The sequence below is a fragment of the Bacillus sp. C30 genome, assembly GCF_040838255.1.
Classification (GTDB): Bacteria; Bacillota; Bacilli; order Bacillales; family Bacillaceae_G; genus Bacillus_A; species Bacillus_A mycoides.
The window spans coordinates 1-15865 of sequence record NZ_JBFPJH010000061.1; the positions used below are offsets into that span (position 1 = coordinate 1).

Consider the following 15865-nt stretch of genomic DNA (forward strand, 5'->3'; position numbering starts at 1 on the left):
ATAATAAATAGTTTTTCAAAAAAAGCAGGGGTAACAATGAAATATGTTAGCATTCGAAAAAAACTACTGTTCACACTCTTAAGCATTTCTTCCTTATTTAGCATTGCTCTTATTGTTATTCTTTCATTCGCGATGAATCAAGCAAGTGAAATCGAAACATTAAAGAATGATGTATCGAAAAGAGCAACGATTTTAAAAGAACGTGGCGATTGGTTCCAAGCGCAGGTCGCTGGTTTACAAGAATATTTACTATCACATGACCAAAAAGGATTGGATAAATTCAACCGGGAAGGAAAAAAACTAGCTGATACTAGGGAGAAAGTAACAAGTGATAAAAAACTCCCAGAAGGAATGAAAGAGGCCATTTTAATGGGAGCAAAATGGCGCAGCGTCGTAGATAATGAAGTCCTCCCTCTTGCACGGGAAGGAAAATGGGATGAAGCATCCAAAATTGCTCTTGCTCAAACAGATTATGTAAATGATCTTTTAAGTCGTTTTACTAAATATGCAAATGAAGAAAATGACAAACGGGACGTATTAATTGCTGACGTAGAGTCTTCTTCATCCCTTATTCAATATATTATTTTCTTCTCACTCATTACATGTACATTAACGTCTATTCTATTGGCATGGTGGTTCTCTGGTAAACTCGTTAAACCGATTCGACAAATTGATGCGAAGTTAAAAGAATTAGCTTCTCAAGATGGCGATTTAACCGCTAGATTACACGTAACGAGTAAAGATGAAATTGGTGACATCGCAAATTCCTTTAATCAAATGCTTGCTAACTTACAGCGTATAATAAAGCAAGTTCAACAAACATCAACAAGTGTAAAAGAAGCTTCTGAAAATGTGTTTATCGAAACAACTGCTTCTATGGAAAATACCGCAAAAACTAAAGAGACTATGAATGCTCTTGAGCACAATATTCGTTCACAAGTTTCTAGCATTGAAGAAAGTTCAACCGCAATGGATGATATGGCAACGAGTGTTCAGCGCATTGCACAAGCTGCCTCTTCTGCCGCTAGCCTAGCTGTTACAACTTCTGAAAAAGCAGATGATGGAAATAAAGTCATTGAAAAATCTATTACACAAATGCATACAATTAACGAAGCTGTTAACGCTACATCACAAGTGGTAGAGCGACTCATTACACATACGAATCATATTGATACTGCACTTCAATCTATTTCTAATATTGCCGAGCAGACGAATTTGCTCGCTTTAAATGCTTCTATTGAAGCGGCCCGTGCTGGTGAACACGGAAAAGGATTCGCTGTTGTTGCCGATGAAGTACGAAAACTTGCTGAACAATCTCAGCTAGCAGCAAATGACATTAACCATTTACTTCATCAAATTCAAGCGGACACAAAAATAGCAAATGACATGATGACACAAGGTCAGTCAGAAGCTTCTGAAGGAATTACAGTCATTCGTACCGCTGGATCTTCATTCTCAGAAATTGTTAATCACATTAACAATTTCTCTACACAAATACAAGAAATGTCTGCAACTGCTGAAGAAATGGCCGCAAGTTCTGAAGAAATGAATGCAGCTTTAAATAATATCGCTTCTATTTCAAATGAAGTTGCTGCCGAAACATCGAAAACAGCAACTTCAGCTGGTAACCAAGTAAACAAAATGAGTGTCGTTGCTAAAAAATCATCAGAAATGAAAACAATTGTGCAAGAACTTGAAGTGCTCGTTTCTCATTTCAAAACAAATAGTTAAAATGAAAATTTCATTTATACTTCTACGAACTCTAAATTGTTAGAAAGAGCGATTTAGAGTCTCTCTTTTTTCACGCTAAAATATCTCTTTCTATCTCCCATTCTGTCTGCTATAATTCCTAAAGGAAAGAAGAAAGCTTTATTCCAGATGGAGTAAAGCTTTCTTTCAATTTTTTACATTAATTAATTAATTCTAATACTAAGATTTTACAAGGAGGATTTTTATCATATGAATTTTATTAGCATTCGAAAAAAACTAATGTTCATGATGGGAATGATTTGCGCTTTATTCGGCATCGCCTTAGCTTTTATTTTATTCTTTACCATGGATCAGTCTCATAAAGCTGAAACATTACAAAAAGAAATTTCTCCTCTTGCAACAGAATTGAAAGAGCGCGGAGACGCTTATCAAGTACAACTTTCTGCTTTAAGAGGTTATTTACTACAACATGATCAAGTCGAATTAGACAAGTTTAATGAGATGAGTAAACGTCTTGAAGATACAAAAGGGCAACTTCTTTCTAACCCTAACACTTCTCAGTCCGTGAAAAGCACAATGGAATTAGGATCCACTTGGAGAAAGTTCATTGAAGAGAAAGTATTCACTCTTGCAAAAGAACAAAAATGGGAAGAAGCTTTACAAGTAGCTTCTACAGAGAATGGCACTGTTTATAAAGTAATCGGTGATTTCACAAATTACAGTAATGAACAAGCTAAATTACGTGAACAATCTATTGAAAAAATCGATCAATCTTCACTACGAATTGAATATGTTGTCTTCTTATCACTTGTTATTTGTATTGTAACTGCAATTATTCTTGCATGGTGGTTCTCTGGTAAGCTTGTAAAACCAATTCAACAAATTGATACTAAACTAAAAGAATTAGCCTCTCAAGAAGGCGACTTAACAGCCCGTCTACAAGTAAATAGCAATGATGAAATCGGTGCAATTGCATCATCGTTTAATAAAATGTTAGAAAACCTGCAACATATCATTAATCGTGTTCAAAAAACATCTGTAGAAGTACAAACAGCTTCTGAAAATATGCTAGAAAAGACTAATACATCACGCGAGGCAACAATAAGAGTTCAAAGCTCGATGTCCAACTTAAATTCAAGTATTCAATCGCAAACTTCTAGTATGGAAGAAAGCTCGACTGCGATGGATGATATGGCAATAAGTGTTCAGCGTATCGCTGAATCTGCTTCATCTGTAGCCGAACTTGCTGTAGCTACATCTGAACACGCTAACGACGGAAGTACTGTTATCCAAAAATCTGTTTCACAAATGACAACGATACATGAAGCTGTAAATGCTACATCAGAAGTAGTCGAACGTCTAATCACTCATACAAAATATATTGATACAGCTGTACAATCTATTTCTAATATCGCTGAACAAACAAATCTACTTGCTTTAAATGCTTCTATTGAAGCGGCTCGTGCTGGTGAACAAGGAAAAGGATTTGCTGTCGTAGCTGATGAAGTTCGTAAACTTGCGGAACAATCAAAAACAGCGGCAAAAGATATTAACCAATTGCTTCATCAAATTCAAAATGATACGGAAACTGCTAGCTCTATGATGTCTAAAGGTCGTTCTGAAGCATTTGAAGGCATTACTGTCGTTCGTGAGGCTGGTACTTCTTTCACAACAATTGTTGAACAAGTAAATAAAGTATCAACTCAAATGCAAGACATATCAGCAACTGCTGAAGAAATGGCTGCAAGCGCTGAAGAAATGAACGCTTCACTTAATAACATCGCTTCTATTTCAAATGAAGTATCTAGTGAAACAGCCGCAACGGCACAATCTGCTGAACAGAAAGTCATCGTGATGAATGAAATGACTCTCACTGCAAAACAAATGAAACAAACAGTTGAAGAATTAGATCAGCTTGTATCTCATTTTAAAACTGAATAGCTTTTCAAAAAAATATTCCTCTCTCAGAGAGGAATATTTTTTTGAGCTCATTTCCTGCACTTATCCCGCATATCCGTTATAATGAGAACCGATATCATTAATATTTAGGGGGTGCTACACATGTCACAACAAGCATTTGAAGAAAAGTTATATGCAAACTTAGAAGCTGTTATTGACCCTGAGCTAGGTGTTGATATTATCAATCTTGGATTAGTTTATGACGTTACAGCAGATGAAAATAATAATGCTGTCGTTACAATGACGATGACTTCTATCGGTTGTCCAATGGCTGGCCAAATCGTATCAGACGTTAAAAAAGTATTATCAACGAACGTACCTGAAGTAAATGAAATAGAAGTAAACGTTGTATGGAATCCGCCATGGACGAAAGAACGTATGTCGCGTATGGCGAAAATCGCACTAGGTATTCGTGATTAAATAAGGAAAAGACCTGACAATCCAGTCAGGTCTTTTTTCTCTTATTATTTTACTCCTACAGCGTCATAAGCTTTCGTTACAGCTTGTACCTCTTTAGAGTTTTTACCGAATAAATCTTCTGCTGATTGAAGTGCAGCTTGGCGCATCATTTTGAAATCAGAGTTTGCAGTTAAATATTTTGTAAGAGCACGATAGTAAATTTTTTCTGTTGCTTCACGGCCCACTCCAGTTACTTTCACATTGTAATGCGTGCCGCCCTCAGAAACTAAATACGCCGCCTTATTGTTAATACTACTGTTAATATGAACGCCGCCATTATCAGCTGTTCCAGTATAACGTTTATTGTAGTGATCTGGGTAACCTTCACCTGGTTTTAATGGGTTTGGAATAGATGCTGGATCCTTTAGAGAACGAAGTGCATCTCCAGGTTTACCAGGTGTATAAATATCAGCACCTAAATCCCAGCTCTTCTTCTCAACCATGACGCCCATAATATCAGATAACGATTCATTTAACGCTCCTGATTCATTTTTATATACAAGGTTTGCTGTATGTTCAGTTACAGCATGCGTTAATTCGTGGCCAATAACATCTAGCCCTGCTGATAATGGAATAAATGTCTTACCATCTCCATCACCATACATCATTTGCACACCGTTCCACGCTGCGTTATTCCAAGATTCACCTACGTGAACAGCAGAAATAAGTTTTGCACCTTTATCATCGAAAGAGTTACGGTTAAATGTCTTTTTATAATAATCATATACTTTTCCTGCATTCACATGCGCATCAACTGCCGCTTTATCTTCGAAGAACTTAGATTTACTTGCAATTTCTTCTCCTGTATATCCAAGAATTTGTGAGAATAAATTAAACCAGTCTTCGTTCATATTCTCTGCATCAAATGTATGGACACCTTGTCCTCGTGTACCATCAAATAAGTTGAACGCTCCTGTTTTCGTATCTTGAGCAATTTCAAATGATTGTCTAGCACCTAATACTCCGTAACCAAATCCAGTAATGTTATCTACAGCATTATATTTCTCAATAACATTTCCATTTGTTGCATCAACAAAGTAATGCCAATATCCTGGAGCTGGTTTTGAAACCGACGCTTTTACAAGATATGCAAGATAGTATTGACCATCTTTTTCATACACATATAAATCTTTTTTCACACCATCATAATTCTTTACTTTACCAATTTCTTTCTCAATATTAGCTTTTGCAATCGTTTCTGCTTGTTCCGCACTAATACTTGCAGATGTAGGAATATTTTTATCATCTAAACTCGGAATAACTTGTCCGAAAAATGCTTTTACATTGTTCTCTTTATCAAGCGTAACCGTTTGATCTGAACCATACACAGGAATGTTATTATGCTTCTCAACTAACTTCACATGTGTTGTACCAGACTCAGCATCTTTTTCTTCACCAACGATATTGAAATGTTTGTCAATATTTCCCGCTAGTTTAAACATATCCTTTTTACTCTCTAAATATTGAAAGACCGTCTCTTTTTTATCTAATCCTTCCGGCGCTTTCCATTCTTCCCCTATGTAAGCTGGCGTTTTAAACTCTTGGTGATACTGGATTTTTTGCTCTTCTGCTTTCGTCGTAGTTGCTCCAAATGCCCCAAACCCACTTGCGATAACAGTTAATGCTAATGCTGATGAAATTACTTGCTTTTTCAATCTAACACTCCCCATTCCCCTAAAAGTTTTTAACACCTTTATAAATATTCTGAATAATCTTTCCAATACCTGCTCTCAAAAATTGAGAAAGTTTTTTCTGATAATTAAACTCACCAAAAAGAGGACATCGAAAAACAATGTCCTCTTTCCTATAACTTTTCATTCCGCTATTTATATGCTGGAAAGCCACCACTGATTAAAGCCTCACTTTATTGCATTTTCATTTCAATTGCTAAATAGTGAGACTTCTCTTTCGCTTGAATGCGAATATCTTCTTCTACAGCCTCCGCTGCATCACGCATTACAAGTGTTTCACCGTTTACAACGCTGCTACCTTCAATTTGTACAAGGTACAATTGACGTCCTTCTTTAACAGGAAAATGAATTTCTTTACCAGCTTCTAATGATAAAGAATATAAATTTGCATCTTGGTGAATATGAATTGGTGCATCTCCATCAGAAGGAGATACCATATGGAACCACTCATTTTCACGTTTACTCCAATCAAATTTAAACTCACCATAGTTTGGTTTATGACCGTCGCGGTCTGGTAAAATCCAAATTTGCAATAAACGTAATGTTTCACTTCCTAAGTTATGCTCACTGTGAAATACACCAGTACCTGCACTCATATATTGAACATGCCCACGCTCAATTGTCCCGCGGTTCCCCATACTATCTTCATGTGTTAATTCACCATCTATAACGTAAGAGATAATCTCCATATCACGGTGCGGATGCATATCAAAACCAGTTTGTGCCGCTATTAAATCATCATTCATAACACGTACTGATCCAAAATTCATGTTGTTTGGATTATAATAATTTGCAAAAGAAAAATGAAAATGTGTATTTAACCAACCGTGATTTGCTCTTCCCATATTTTTATGATCAACTTTTCTAAACATATCATTCACCTCATATTATCTCGAAATCGAGATATTTATTTTTAATTTTATCACTGCAACTTCTTCAGTAATTCTAATAATTGTTTTTGTTCTTTTCTATTTAACTTATCAAATTGCTCTGCTTGAAATGTTTCTTGCGGCGGGACTATTTCTTCATATAGAACCTTTCCCTCTTCTGTTAATGAAATATATTTCGTGGTACCTTCTTGTTCACGCTGAATCCAATCTAGTTGCTCCATCTTATTTAAAAGTTGAGTAACATTTCCTTTCGTAACAAACAACTTATTTCCAAGTTCTTGCTGCGTTAAACGATCGTTTCCTCCAATTTGAACTAATACATCAAACTGAGCGGCAGATACATTCCACTTTTTCAAATGCTGATTCGTCTCACGAATACTTCTATTATAAAAGCGTGATAAACGAAACCATAATATTAATCCAAGTCTTTCCTCTGCTTTCATTCCATCACCTCGCTCATTTGATACTATTAGTTTAGAACTAAACTTATTAAAGGTCAAATACTTATTTTTAATTAGCAACAAATAAAAGCACAGTGATTTTCCTCCACTATGCTTCAGATTAAATTTCTATTTTTATATTCATCTAGCTTCCTCTCCGCGAAATGCCTCGCATCTTTCTCAATCCATCTTTCTTCGTATAGTTCATTTCCAACATATAGTACATCGTCCTTATGCTGCATCGCATGCCTGAATTCATGCAATAGCGTTTTGAGCACTTGCTCATACTCTTCCCACATACAAACGAAAATTAATTGTTTTTCTTTATGATAAAAACCACCTACTGGGAATAAAAACTCCTCTTCTTCTTCTCCTAATGATAAAAGTACATGATTCGCATCACACGTATCACAAAAAACAACTGGCGTTGCACTTACTTCAATAAGAGAAAACAAGTCATTTCTTAACTTTTTGACATCCCAAGGAAGCTCCGAATCCAACACATACCAATTCTCAACTTGTTGATATACATTTTGAAACTGGAGTTCCATTTCTCAATAATCCCCTTCCTAAACTCCCTTTTCCTATATATATGCCACAATATGGTAAATATTAAACATACACTTTCATCCTTTAAAAAATGACAATAAAAAAGAATCTATGTCAGCATAGATTCCTTTTCCGTAATCACTTTTTTTTCATCATTTTTTTTAATATAAAATAACCAATTGCACAAACAATAGCAGCAAGTGCAAAGTATTTCACATATGGCCCAGCTACTTTATTAATACTTTCCCACTCTGTTCCTAATTTAAAACCTAAATATACAAATACAATTGACCATGGAATAACAGCTAGTGTAGTTAGCGTAATAAACTTAGCATGTGACATTTTCGCGATACCCGCTGGTATCGAAATAGCATGACGCACAACAGGAATAAAACGCGCTGTAAAAATAACACCAGTTCCGTAACGATTAAACCACGCTTCAGCATAATCAATATGTTTTTTCTGAATCAAAATATATTTTCCATATCGCTCAAGAACAGGTCTTCCTCCGTATCGACCGATCCAATAAATGAATAGTTGTGCGATTACACCACCAATTGTACCGAACGCGACAGCCCCCCAAAATGTAATGCTTCCTGTTGATACTAAATAACCTGCATAAGATAATACGATTTCACTTGGGATAACCTCTATCATTAATCCCAGCATAATTCCCCAATAACCAAGTCCTTCTAGAAAAACTAAAACTGAATGAATCAACTCTCCTAACATCATTTACCTCTCTTTACTGTTTTCATTGCAAAAAATAAAAGTACAAGCAGTAAATATCTTGTACTTTTATTTTTTCAAAATTTATCTAGTCTTCGTATCCCACTTAAAGATTTTATTTAAAAATTTATATACATTCTTTGACTCTTTCGTCAGAAGTGGACCTAAGATCGATAGTATAAGCACGTATAGTGCTGAGAATGGTTTCAGTACTGACATTAAACCACCGGCGATGCCGATATTAGCCATAATGATGGAGAATTCTCCTCTTGAAACGATTGTTAATCCAATATTTGTTGATGCTTTATGAGATAATCCAGCTTGTCTTCCTGCAATCATCCCTGCAACAAAGTTTCCGACGATTGTAAGAAGGACAGCACCTAACGTTAACCATATCGCCCCGCCTAATGAAAACGGATCGATACTTAATCCGAAACTGAAGAAGAAAATAGCTCCGAAGAAGTCTCTAAATGGAACAACAAGATGTTCAATTCGATCACTATGCTCTGTCTCAGAGAAAACTAACCCTAAAAGAAGTGCCCCGATTGCTTCTGCAACGTGAATTGTTTCTGAGAAACCTGCAATAAAGAACAACGAAGCAAATACCACAATAATAAAGATTTCATCTGAACTAATATTGAGCAATCTATTTAATAACGGCGTTGCTTTTCTAGCCACAATAAAGAATAGAAGCATATATCCTAAAGCAATTCCAATTGAAGTAAGGGCACCTAAGAAGGAAGCGTGATCCCCAAGAACTAAGCCAGAAACTACTGATAAATATACAGCAAGGAATATATCTTCAAACATAATAATTCCTAAAATTAATTCGGTTTCATTATTACCAGTTCTTCTTAAATCAACTAATACCTTTGCAACGATAGCACTAGAAGAAATCGTAATAATACCCGCAATAATTAAGATTTCGAGTAACGGGAATCCCATTATAAATCCGTATAATAATCCTAGTGAAAAGTTAATCAAAATATAGATTGTTCCGCCAATCGCGATAGAACGTCCAGATTTAATTAGTTTTTTCATCGAAAACTCTAATCCCAGATAGAAAAGAAGGAACAGAACACCAATCCTTCCAAGGAAGGATATCACACTTGCACTTTCAATAAATTTGAGATCGATAACACCTATTGTCGGCGCGTGCGGACCTACTAACATGCCAAGAACGATTAGAAAAGGAATTACTGAGAATTTAAACTTTCCAGCAATTACCGCCGCAATTGCTACTAAAACTAAAGCTGTACCAACTTCAAAAATTAAAGTATCCATCTAGTCAGTCCCCCTATTCGAAAGTAATTCATTAATAATCTTTTTAATTTCTTCTCTCTCACCAGAAACTACAAGCATATCTCCTTCTTCAATCACCGTGTCTGGACCTGGATTAAATAGCTTTTTCATATTCTTTTTCATAACTGCAATTATCGTTACGCTATATGTTTTTCTTATTTCAAGGTCGCCAATTGTTTTTCCGATTGCCGGAGCTGCATTCTCCACTTTAAACCACTCAATTGCTAAACCTTCAAAGACCATCTCAACATTTTCTAATGCTCTAGGCTTATATACCATCCCACCTAATATTGCTGCAATTTGTCTTGCCTCTGAGTCACGTAATGAAATACTTGAGATGCTTTCTTCATGATCTGAATCAAAATGATACATTTCTCTACGCCCATCATCATGAATGACGATCACCATCTTTTCGTTACCTTTCGTAACGATTTGAAATTTATAACCAATACCCGGAAGTTCACTTTCTCTAATATTCATATTTAGCTCCTCCATAACTTCTTTATTTTAATTTTCTGTTTTTCTGTCTTTTGTTCATCCAATCAATTTTAGAAATTCTAACCATTCAGGATACCTATGACTTGGAAATCTTTTATTGTAATAATAAGTGGCTCCTAAAAAGATACTTAAAGATGTAATGATAAAAAATAAATTACTTCTTATTTTCAAACTCTTAAGACTTACTTTCAATAAAGATTCTTCTTTCAAATTATCCCCTCTTTTTCGCTTTAAATTTAGTTTTTTAAAATGTAAATAATTCTAAAAATATTACGATGTAACATAATCATAACACAAAACACATTTAAGTAACATGATTTTTAGAAAAATTGATTCTGGTATATTTTTTGCATATAATTTTCTTATTACGAAAAAAAGGAAGTGTATTATATGGTTGATATCTTTAGCAGATTCCTTGAGGTAACGAATAATATTTTATGGTCATATATTCTTATTGCAATGCTAATCGGCTTCGGTCTTTATTTCTCTTTTAAATTAAAATTTGTCCAAATTACTCATTTCGGTGAAATGGTCAGTTTAATTAGTAAAGGGTTCAATCGAAAAGAAAAGAAAAAAGATAGCGTCTCTCCATTCCAAGCATTTTGCTTAAGTGCAGCTGCACGTATTGGTATCGGGAACTTAGCTGGTGTAGCACTAGCAATTTCAATGGGCGGACCTGGCGCAATATTTTGGATGTGGTTTATCGCCATTATCGGTGCAGCTACTAGTTTTGTAGAATGTACTCTCGCACAAATTTATAAAGTAAAAGATGGACGTGGATTCCGTGGTGGTCCTGCTTACTATATGGAAAAAGGCTTAAACAAGCGCTGGATGGGTATTTGGTTTTCACTTCTCATTACAGTTGCATACGGATTAATCTTCAACTCCGTACAAGCAAATACAGTAACAATAGCGTTTGAAAATGCTTTTGGACTAGAGCGAACTATCGTAGGAGCTGTATTAGCTTTATTAGTTGCTGTTATTATTTTTGGTGGTATTAAAAGCATTTCACGTATTACAGAATTGATTGTTCCTCCAATGGCAATTGTTTATATCGGCGTAGCTGTTTTTGTCGTTATTAAAAACTTCAATATGTTACCAAGCATTTTCATGGAAATATTTAACGGCGCATTCGGTTTAGACCAAGCCATCGCTGGTGGTATTGGAGCAGCAATCAAGTTCGGAATTCAGCGCGGTTTATTCGCGACAGAAGCAGGTATGGGGAGCTCTCCTAACGCAGCAGCAACATCAGATGTATCTCACCCTGTAAAACAAGGACTTGTTCAAGCATTAGGTGTTTTCGTAGATACATTCTTAGTATGTACATCAACAGCGTTTATCGTATTATGTTCTGGACTTTACAAAGGATCGAATTTAGAAGGTATTGAATTAACACAACAAGCATTAAGTTCACAAATTGGACCGTGGGCAAGCACTTTCTTAGCGATTATTATTTTCCTATTCGCTTTCAGTTCTTTACTTGGAAACTACTATTATGGTGAAACAAATATCGCATTCATTAAAGAAAGCAAAACATGGTTAATGATTTATCGTGTTGCAGTTGTCGGAATGGTGTTCTTCGGATCAATCGCTGCCCTTCAAACAGTTTGGAGCTTAGCTGATTTATTCATGGGACTAATGGTATTCACAAACTTAATTGCCATCTCATTCCTTAGCAAATTTGCCTACTCAGCATTAGTAGACTATATAAAACAAAAGAAACAAGGAAAAGATCCTGTTTTCGTCGCAAGTTCTATCCCTGGCTTAAAAAATACAGAGTGTTGGGATGGGCAAGATTTAGAAGAGAAGAAACAAGCTATTTAACAATAAAAATCCCTATTACTTCACAGTAATAGGGATTTTTTATTTACAACAGTTCATAATTTGTTCAAATTAATTCCAGCAAAAGGGTTGATTTATACAAATTACTAGATTATAATAATTATAAATTAGTAATTCATATAAAATAATAACTCAAGAGGAGATTGATCATAATGAATACACAAGTAATCGAAGCATTAAACAAACAAGTAGCAAACTGGAGCGTTTTATTTACAAAACTACACAACTTCCATTGGTACGTAAAAGGACCTCAATTCTTCACACTACATGAAAAATTTGAAGAGCTTTACACAGAATCAGCTACTCACATCGATGAAATCGCAGAACGTATTTTAGCAATTGGCGGCAAACCAGTAGCAACAATGAAAGAATACTTAGAACTATCTTCTATTCAAGAAGCAGCTTACGGAGAAACTGCAGAAGGGATGGTCGAAGCAATCATGAAAGACTACGAAATGATGCTAACTGAACTGAAAAAAGGCATGGAAATCGCTCAAAACTCTGACGACGAAATGACATCTGACCTACTACTAGGCATCTACACAGAACTAGAAAAACACGCTTGGATGCTACGTGCATTCTTGAATCAATAATAGATTAAAAGCGGAAGCGCCTCGAATGAAGGAGTGAAACAACCGACTGTTCTAGCCGCTGGAGCTGGATACCACTTAAAAGCGCAAGCGGCTCGTTCAGAATCGCAGGACATTGGAGCTCTCGACCTTGAAGCGCTTTTTGCTTCGAGCGAGAGAGCGAAATGACCGGAGATTCTAGCCGCTGGAGCTGGATAATACCTTTAAAGCGGAGGTGACTCGCTCAGAACAGGAGGGCATTGGAGCTCCTGACGAAGAGGCGCTTTTTGCCTCGCAGGAAGGCGCGAAATGACCGACTGTTCTAGTCACCGGAGCTGGATAATACCTTTAAAGCGGAGGTGACTCGCTCAGAACAGGAGGGCATTGGAGCTCCTGACGAAGAGGCGCTTTTTGCCTCGCAGGAAGGCGCGAAATGACCGACTGTTCTAGTCACCGGAGCTGGATAATACCTTTAAAGCGGAGGTGACTCGCTCAGAGTCGCTTTTTTCTATTGATTGGTCGCACTTGATAATACATAAAATTATATCGATCGCAACTCACGATATATCAACGATTCGACAAAGAATATCGCTTTACCAACAAATCACGACAATAATAGCACTCCCCTCCACTATTTTTATCAATATATTACAATCTCTTTTATCCCGCATTAACGGGCAGTAAGATCCCCACCTCAAAATTCAGCGAAAGCAAAGAAGATAGGCGGTGGATCAACTGCCCATAAAAGCCCGATTGGTTCAACTAATAATCAGTGGGGGATGCCCCCCCACTGATTAAAGTTTCACTTTATGTTAAAATATAGGAAACACCCTTTAGTAATTAGATCCAAAAAGCTTGTCCAAGTTCATCATTTACTACTTAAATGACGGGAGTGGTTCAGTTGAAAGACTACTTAATTAGAGCATTTTTTGCGTTAATAACAGTTGGGATTCTCTTACTCATAGCTAATATTTTCAACATACGTGTCGAGGTTAAAGACTATGCTTTCCTCGTTGTTGTAGCTATTGGTGGCGGTTGGGGTGGCTGGTACCTGTATAAAAAACAAAGTAATCAAAATGATAAAGGCATTCCAAAGTAATATGGAATGCCTTCCTTTTTATTTCCGTCTATAGTAAATAACGAAATTCAGACCACTGATCAAAACAATCCCCATAAACATATTAGAAGACTGCACATCGCCGCCTAAACTATATTCATCGGCAATAAATCCTAACATAACAAGTGTTATCGCAGAAACACCAATACATATAACCGAAATAAACCAAAGCGAAAACTCGTTAATCAGCTCTTTCTTCTGTCTTAAAACAATGAGCATAACCAAAATAGACGCCGCTAAAATACTTTTAAAAACAGGACGTAAATACACAAACTCCTCCATCCATTTCTCCTTTTCCAAAAACATTATATCTCATCATTAACATATTTAACCAAATTAAAAACACATGCCTTTTCAAAGTAAAATGACATGTGTTTCCAAAAACATCTATAAAATTGTATTATGATAGCTGCTTCCACTTCGTTCCTAAAACAGGACGCTCATAATTTTGGATTGCATGAATTAGTTTATCTGCCGTCTCAGCTGAAACGATTAACTCTTTATTCGATGGGTTCATAAAGCCTTCTTCCGCTGCGCGATCAACCATTTGCAGAATTGGCCCGTAAAAGTCTTTAATGTTTAATAAACCAACTGGCTTATCATGTATACCAATTTGTGACCAACATACAACTTCAAATAATTCCTCAAACGTTCCGTATCCACCTGGTAATGCAATGAAAGCATCCGCAAGCTCTGCCATTTTTGCTTTACGTTCGTGCATCGTTTCTACTTCAATTAATTCTGTCAATCCTGTATGAACGATTTCACCACGGAATAAACCACGCGGCATAACACCTGATACACGTCCACCTAAACGAAGAACTTCGTTTGCTACTTCTCCCATTAACCCAACGCATGAACCGCCGTATACAAGCTCATAATCGTTCTCAACAAACATTTTCCCTAACTCTATTGCCTGCTCTTTAAATTCTGGTCTTTCCCCTAAATTTGAACCTGCAAACACACAAATCTTTCTCATTCCTACACCCCGAAACTATATATTGTTATGATACAATGAGTATTGTACAACATATTGAAGGGATGAGGAAGAAATGGATATCGTCGCATTTCAAAGATGGGTGGAGGAATTTTACGAAAAACGAAGCTGGTCACAGTACAACTCCTTTATTCGCTTAAATTTCTTAACTGAGGAAGTTGGGGAAGTTTCACGCGTTGTTCGCGCAATTGAAATCGGTCGTGATCGCCCTGATGAACAAACAAAAACACAAGAAGAGCTAAAACAAGAACTAAAAGAAGAACTTGGTGATGTACTATCTAATCTTATTGTTCTTTCACAAAAATATGATTTGGATTTACAAGACATTATGGAAACACACGTCACAAAGCTTTCAAAAAGATTCGAAACATCTAAATGAGAACATTATCAATTGTGATATAATGTTCTTGTCAAAATAATAAGGGGGATTTTATGTTATCTAAAAAATTGCACGACGCACTAAATGAACAAATGAATTTTGAATTTTACTCTGCCCACGCTTATATGGCAATGGCTGCTTACTGTACAGCGGAAAGCTACGATGGATTCGCTAACTTTTTCCTTGTACAAGCTGAAGAAGAGCGTTTCCACGCAATGAAGCTTTACAACTACATTAATGACCGCGGCGAGCGCGCTATTATTACTGGATTTGATCATCCTAATAACGAATATGATTCTGTATTGAATGCTTTTGAAGTAGCACTTGAGCACGAGCGTGAAGTAACGAAGCGCATTTATCACTTATCTGATATCGCTTGGGATGAGCGTGAACACGCAACAATTACCTTCTTAAAATGGTTCGTTGACGAGCAAGTAGAAGAAGAAGCTTCATTTGATAGCATCATCCAAAAATTAAAACGTATTACAAGCGATTCAAACGCATTATTTATGCTAGATGCTGAATTAGAGAAACGTACATTTACGCCTCCAGCTGAATAATATTTCAATCACCTTAATGAATGTATTAAGGTGATTTTTTTATTTTCTCTCTAGCTTAAAATTACCTTCAATTCCCTTGTATTTGACATAGTGCCAATAAGAAAATGGTATTATTTTCAATATAAAGTGAAACTTTAATCAGTGGGGGTTTTGTTCATCCCCCACTGATTATTA

17 protein-coding genes are annotated in these 15865 nt (G+C 36.1%); 8 read left to right on the forward strand and 9 right to left on the reverse strand.

The window, feature by feature from the left end:
* The first annotated feature begins 36 nt into the window (after positions 1 to 36).
* The 3 genes from AB3X49_RS09000 to AB3X49_RS09010 all read left to right on the forward strand — a co-directional run bounded on the left by AB3X49_RS09000 (position 37) and on the right by AB3X49_RS09010 (position 4089).
* Positions 37 to 1731 carry a methyl-accepting chemotaxis protein gene (locus AB3X49_RS09000; protein WP_367961630.1) on the forward strand — a complete coding sequence of 565 codons (1695 nt, stop codon included), beginning with the start codon at positions 37 to 39 and terminating at the stop codon, positions 1729 to 1731.
* A 228-nt stretch (positions 1732 to 1959) separates the two neighbouring features.
* The gene (locus tag AB3X49_RS09005) at positions 1960 to 3651 is read left to right on the forward strand and encodes a methyl-accepting chemotaxis protein (protein WP_201064027.1); all 1692 of its coding nucleotides are present in this window, start codon (positions 1960 to 1962) and stop codon (positions 3649 to 3651) included.
* A 120-nt stretch (positions 3652 to 3771) separates the two neighbouring features.
* Positions 3772 to 4089, forward strand: a complete 318-nt coding sequence (locus AB3X49_RS09010) for a metal-sulfur cluster assembly factor (protein ID WP_002015982.1) — start codon at positions 3772 to 3774, stop codon at positions 4087 to 4089.
* A gap of 44 nt (positions 4090 to 4133) precedes the next feature.
* On the opposite strand, the gene AB3X49_RS09015 is transcribed toward AB3X49_RS09010, so the two are convergent.
* The 7 genes from AB3X49_RS09015 to AB3X49_RS09045 form a co-directional block, all read right to left on the reverse strand.
* Positions 4134 to 5783, reverse strand: coding sequence for a M4 family metallopeptidase (locus AB3X49_RS09015; protein ID WP_002143675.1), 1650 nt, complete (start codon positions 5781 to 5783; stop codon positions 4134 to 4136).
* Positions 5784 to 5992: 209 nt separating this feature from the next.
* The gene (locus AB3X49_RS09020; RefSeq protein WP_367961617.1) at positions 5993 to 6691 is read right to left on the reverse strand and encodes a pirin family protein; all 699 of its coding nucleotides are present in this window, start codon (positions 6689 to 6691) and stop codon (positions 5993 to 5995) included.
* A gap of 50 nt (positions 6692 to 6741) precedes the next feature.
* The gene (locus tag AB3X49_RS09025) at positions 6742 to 7152 is read right to left on the reverse strand and encodes a MarR family winged helix-turn-helix transcriptional regulator (protein ID WP_367961620.1); all 411 of its coding nucleotides are present in this window, start codon (positions 7150 to 7152) and stop codon (positions 6742 to 6744) included.
* A gap of 113 nt (positions 7153 to 7265) precedes the next feature.
* Positions 7266 to 7700 (reverse strand): DUF3920 family protein, encoded by a 435-nt coding sequence (locus AB3X49_RS09030; protein ID WP_367961622.1) that lies wholly within the window; start codon positions 7698 to 7700, stop codon positions 7266 to 7268.
* A gap of 136 nt (positions 7701 to 7836) precedes the next feature.
* Positions 7837 to 8430: an undecaprenyl phosphate transporter UptA gene (gene uptA, locus AB3X49_RS09035; protein WP_000900199.1), complete on the reverse strand. Its 594-nt coding sequence runs from the start codon at positions 8428 to 8430 to the stop codon at positions 7837 to 7839.
* An 81-nt stretch (positions 8431 to 8511) separates the two neighbouring features.
* Positions 8512 to 9711: a cation:proton antiporter gene (locus tag AB3X49_RS09040; RefSeq protein ID WP_000380227.1), complete on the reverse strand. Its 1200-nt coding sequence runs from the start codon at positions 9709 to 9711 to the stop codon at positions 8512 to 8514.
* Positions 9712 to 10209 carry a cation:proton antiporter regulatory subunit gene (locus AB3X49_RS09045; RefSeq protein WP_001026068.1) on the reverse strand — a complete coding sequence of 166 codons (498 nt, stop codon included), beginning with the start codon at positions 10207 to 10209 and terminating at the stop codon, positions 9712 to 9714.
* 408 nt (positions 10210 to 10617) lie between these two features.
* Here AB3X49_RS09045 and AB3X49_RS09050 point away from each other — a divergent pair, with 408 nt between their 5' ends.
* From AB3X49_RS09050 to AB3X49_RS09060, 3 genes are all read left to right on the forward strand, one after another.
* Entirely contained in the window at positions 10618 to 12051 is a 1434-nt protein-coding gene (locus tag AB3X49_RS09050) for an alanine/glycine:cation symporter family protein (protein ID WP_367961625.1), read from the forward strand.
* 170 nt (positions 12052 to 12221) lie between these two features.
* The gene (locus tag AB3X49_RS09055) at positions 12222 to 12662 is read left to right on the forward strand and encodes a Dps family protein (protein ID WP_002112747.1); all 441 of its coding nucleotides are present in this window, start codon (positions 12222 to 12224) and stop codon (positions 12660 to 12662) included.
* Between the two features lie 877 nt (positions 12663 to 13539).
* Positions 13540 to 13737, forward strand: a complete 198-nt coding sequence (locus tag AB3X49_RS09060; protein WP_000656312.1) for a hypothetical protein — start codon at positions 13540 to 13542, stop codon at positions 13735 to 13737.
* 18 nt (positions 13738 to 13755) lie between these two features.
* Here AB3X49_RS09060 and AB3X49_RS09065 read toward each other — a convergent pair whose 3' ends face one another.
* A complete protein-coding gene (locus tag AB3X49_RS09065; protein ID WP_367961628.1) occupies positions 13756 to 14037 on the reverse strand; it encodes a hypothetical protein in 282 nt (93 codons plus the stop codon).
* 118 nt (positions 14038 to 14155) lie between these two features.
* Positions 14156 to 14734: an LOG family protein gene (locus AB3X49_RS09070; protein WP_483298772.1), complete on the reverse strand. Its 579-nt coding sequence runs from the start codon at positions 14732 to 14734 to the stop codon at positions 14156 to 14158.
* 73 nt (positions 14735 to 14807) lie between these two features.
* Between AB3X49_RS09070 and AB3X49_RS09075 the strand changes: the two genes are divergently transcribed.
* Entirely contained in the window at positions 14808 to 15131 is a 324-nt protein-coding gene (locus AB3X49_RS09075) for a MazG nucleotide pyrophosphohydrolase domain-containing protein (RefSeq protein WP_002089472.1), read from the forward strand.
* Positions 15132 to 15184: 53 nt separating this feature from the next.
* The gene (locus tag AB3X49_RS09080; protein WP_002034655.1) at positions 15185 to 15691 is read left to right on the forward strand and encodes a ferritin; all 507 of its coding nucleotides are present in this window, start codon (positions 15185 to 15187) and stop codon (positions 15689 to 15691) included.
* Positions 15692 to 15865: the final 174 nt, after the last annotated feature.

Coding starts and splice junctions, on each gene's coding strand:
- AB3X49_RS09065 (WP_367961628.1), bottom strand. CDS start 14,037: ATGGAGGAGTTTGTGTATTTACGTCCTGTTTTTAAAAGTATTTTAGCG.
- uptA (WP_000900199.1), bottom strand. CDS start 8,430: ATGTTAGGAGAGTTGATTCATTCAGTTTTAGTTTTTCTAGAAGGACTT.
- AB3X49_RS09070 (WP_483298772.1), bottom strand. CDS start 14,734: ATGAGAAAGATTTGTGTGTTTGCAGGTTCAAATTTAGGGGAAAGACCA.
- AB3X49_RS09075 (WP_002089472.1), top strand. CDS start 14,808: ATGGATATCGTCGCATTTCAAAGATGGGTGGAGGAATTTTACGAAAAA.
- AB3X49_RS09080 (WP_002034655.1), top strand. CDS start 15,185: ATGTTATCTAAAAAATTGCACGACGCACTAAATGAACAAATGAATTTT.
- AB3X49_RS09045 (WP_001026068.1), bottom strand. CDS start 10,209: ATGAATATTAGAGAAAGTGAACTTCCGGGTATTGGTTATAAATTTCAA.
- AB3X49_RS09055 (WP_002112747.1), top strand. CDS start 12,222: ATGAATACACAAGTAATCGAAGCATTAAACAAACAAGTAGCAAACTGG.
- AB3X49_RS09025 (WP_367961620.1), bottom strand. CDS start 7,152: ATGAAAGCAGAGGAAAGACTTGGATTAATATTATGGTTTCGTTTATCA.
- AB3X49_RS09005 (WP_201064027.1), top strand. CDS start 1,960: ATGAATTTTATTAGCATTCGAAAAAAACTAATGTTCATGATGGGAATG.
- AB3X49_RS09010 (WP_002015982.1), top strand. CDS start 3,772: ATGTCACAACAAGCATTTGAAGAAAAGTTATATGCAAACTTAGAAGCT.
- AB3X49_RS09020 (WP_367961617.1), bottom strand. CDS start 6,691: ATGTTTAGAAAAGTTGATCATAAAAATATGGGAAGAGCAAATCACGGT.
- AB3X49_RS09000 (WP_367961630.1), top strand. CDS start 37: ATGAAATATGTTAGCATTCGAAAAAAACTACTGTTCACACTCTTAAGC.
- AB3X49_RS09040 (WP_000380227.1), bottom strand. CDS start 9,711: ATGGATACTTTAATTTTTGAAGTTGGTACAGCTTTAGTTTTAGTAGCA.
- AB3X49_RS09050 (WP_367961625.1), top strand. CDS start 10,618: ATGGTTGATATCTTTAGCAGATTCCTTGAGGTAACGAATAATATTTTA.
- AB3X49_RS09030 (WP_367961622.1), bottom strand. CDS start 7,700: ATGGAACTCCAGTTTCAAAATGTATATCAACAAGTTGAGAATTGGTAT.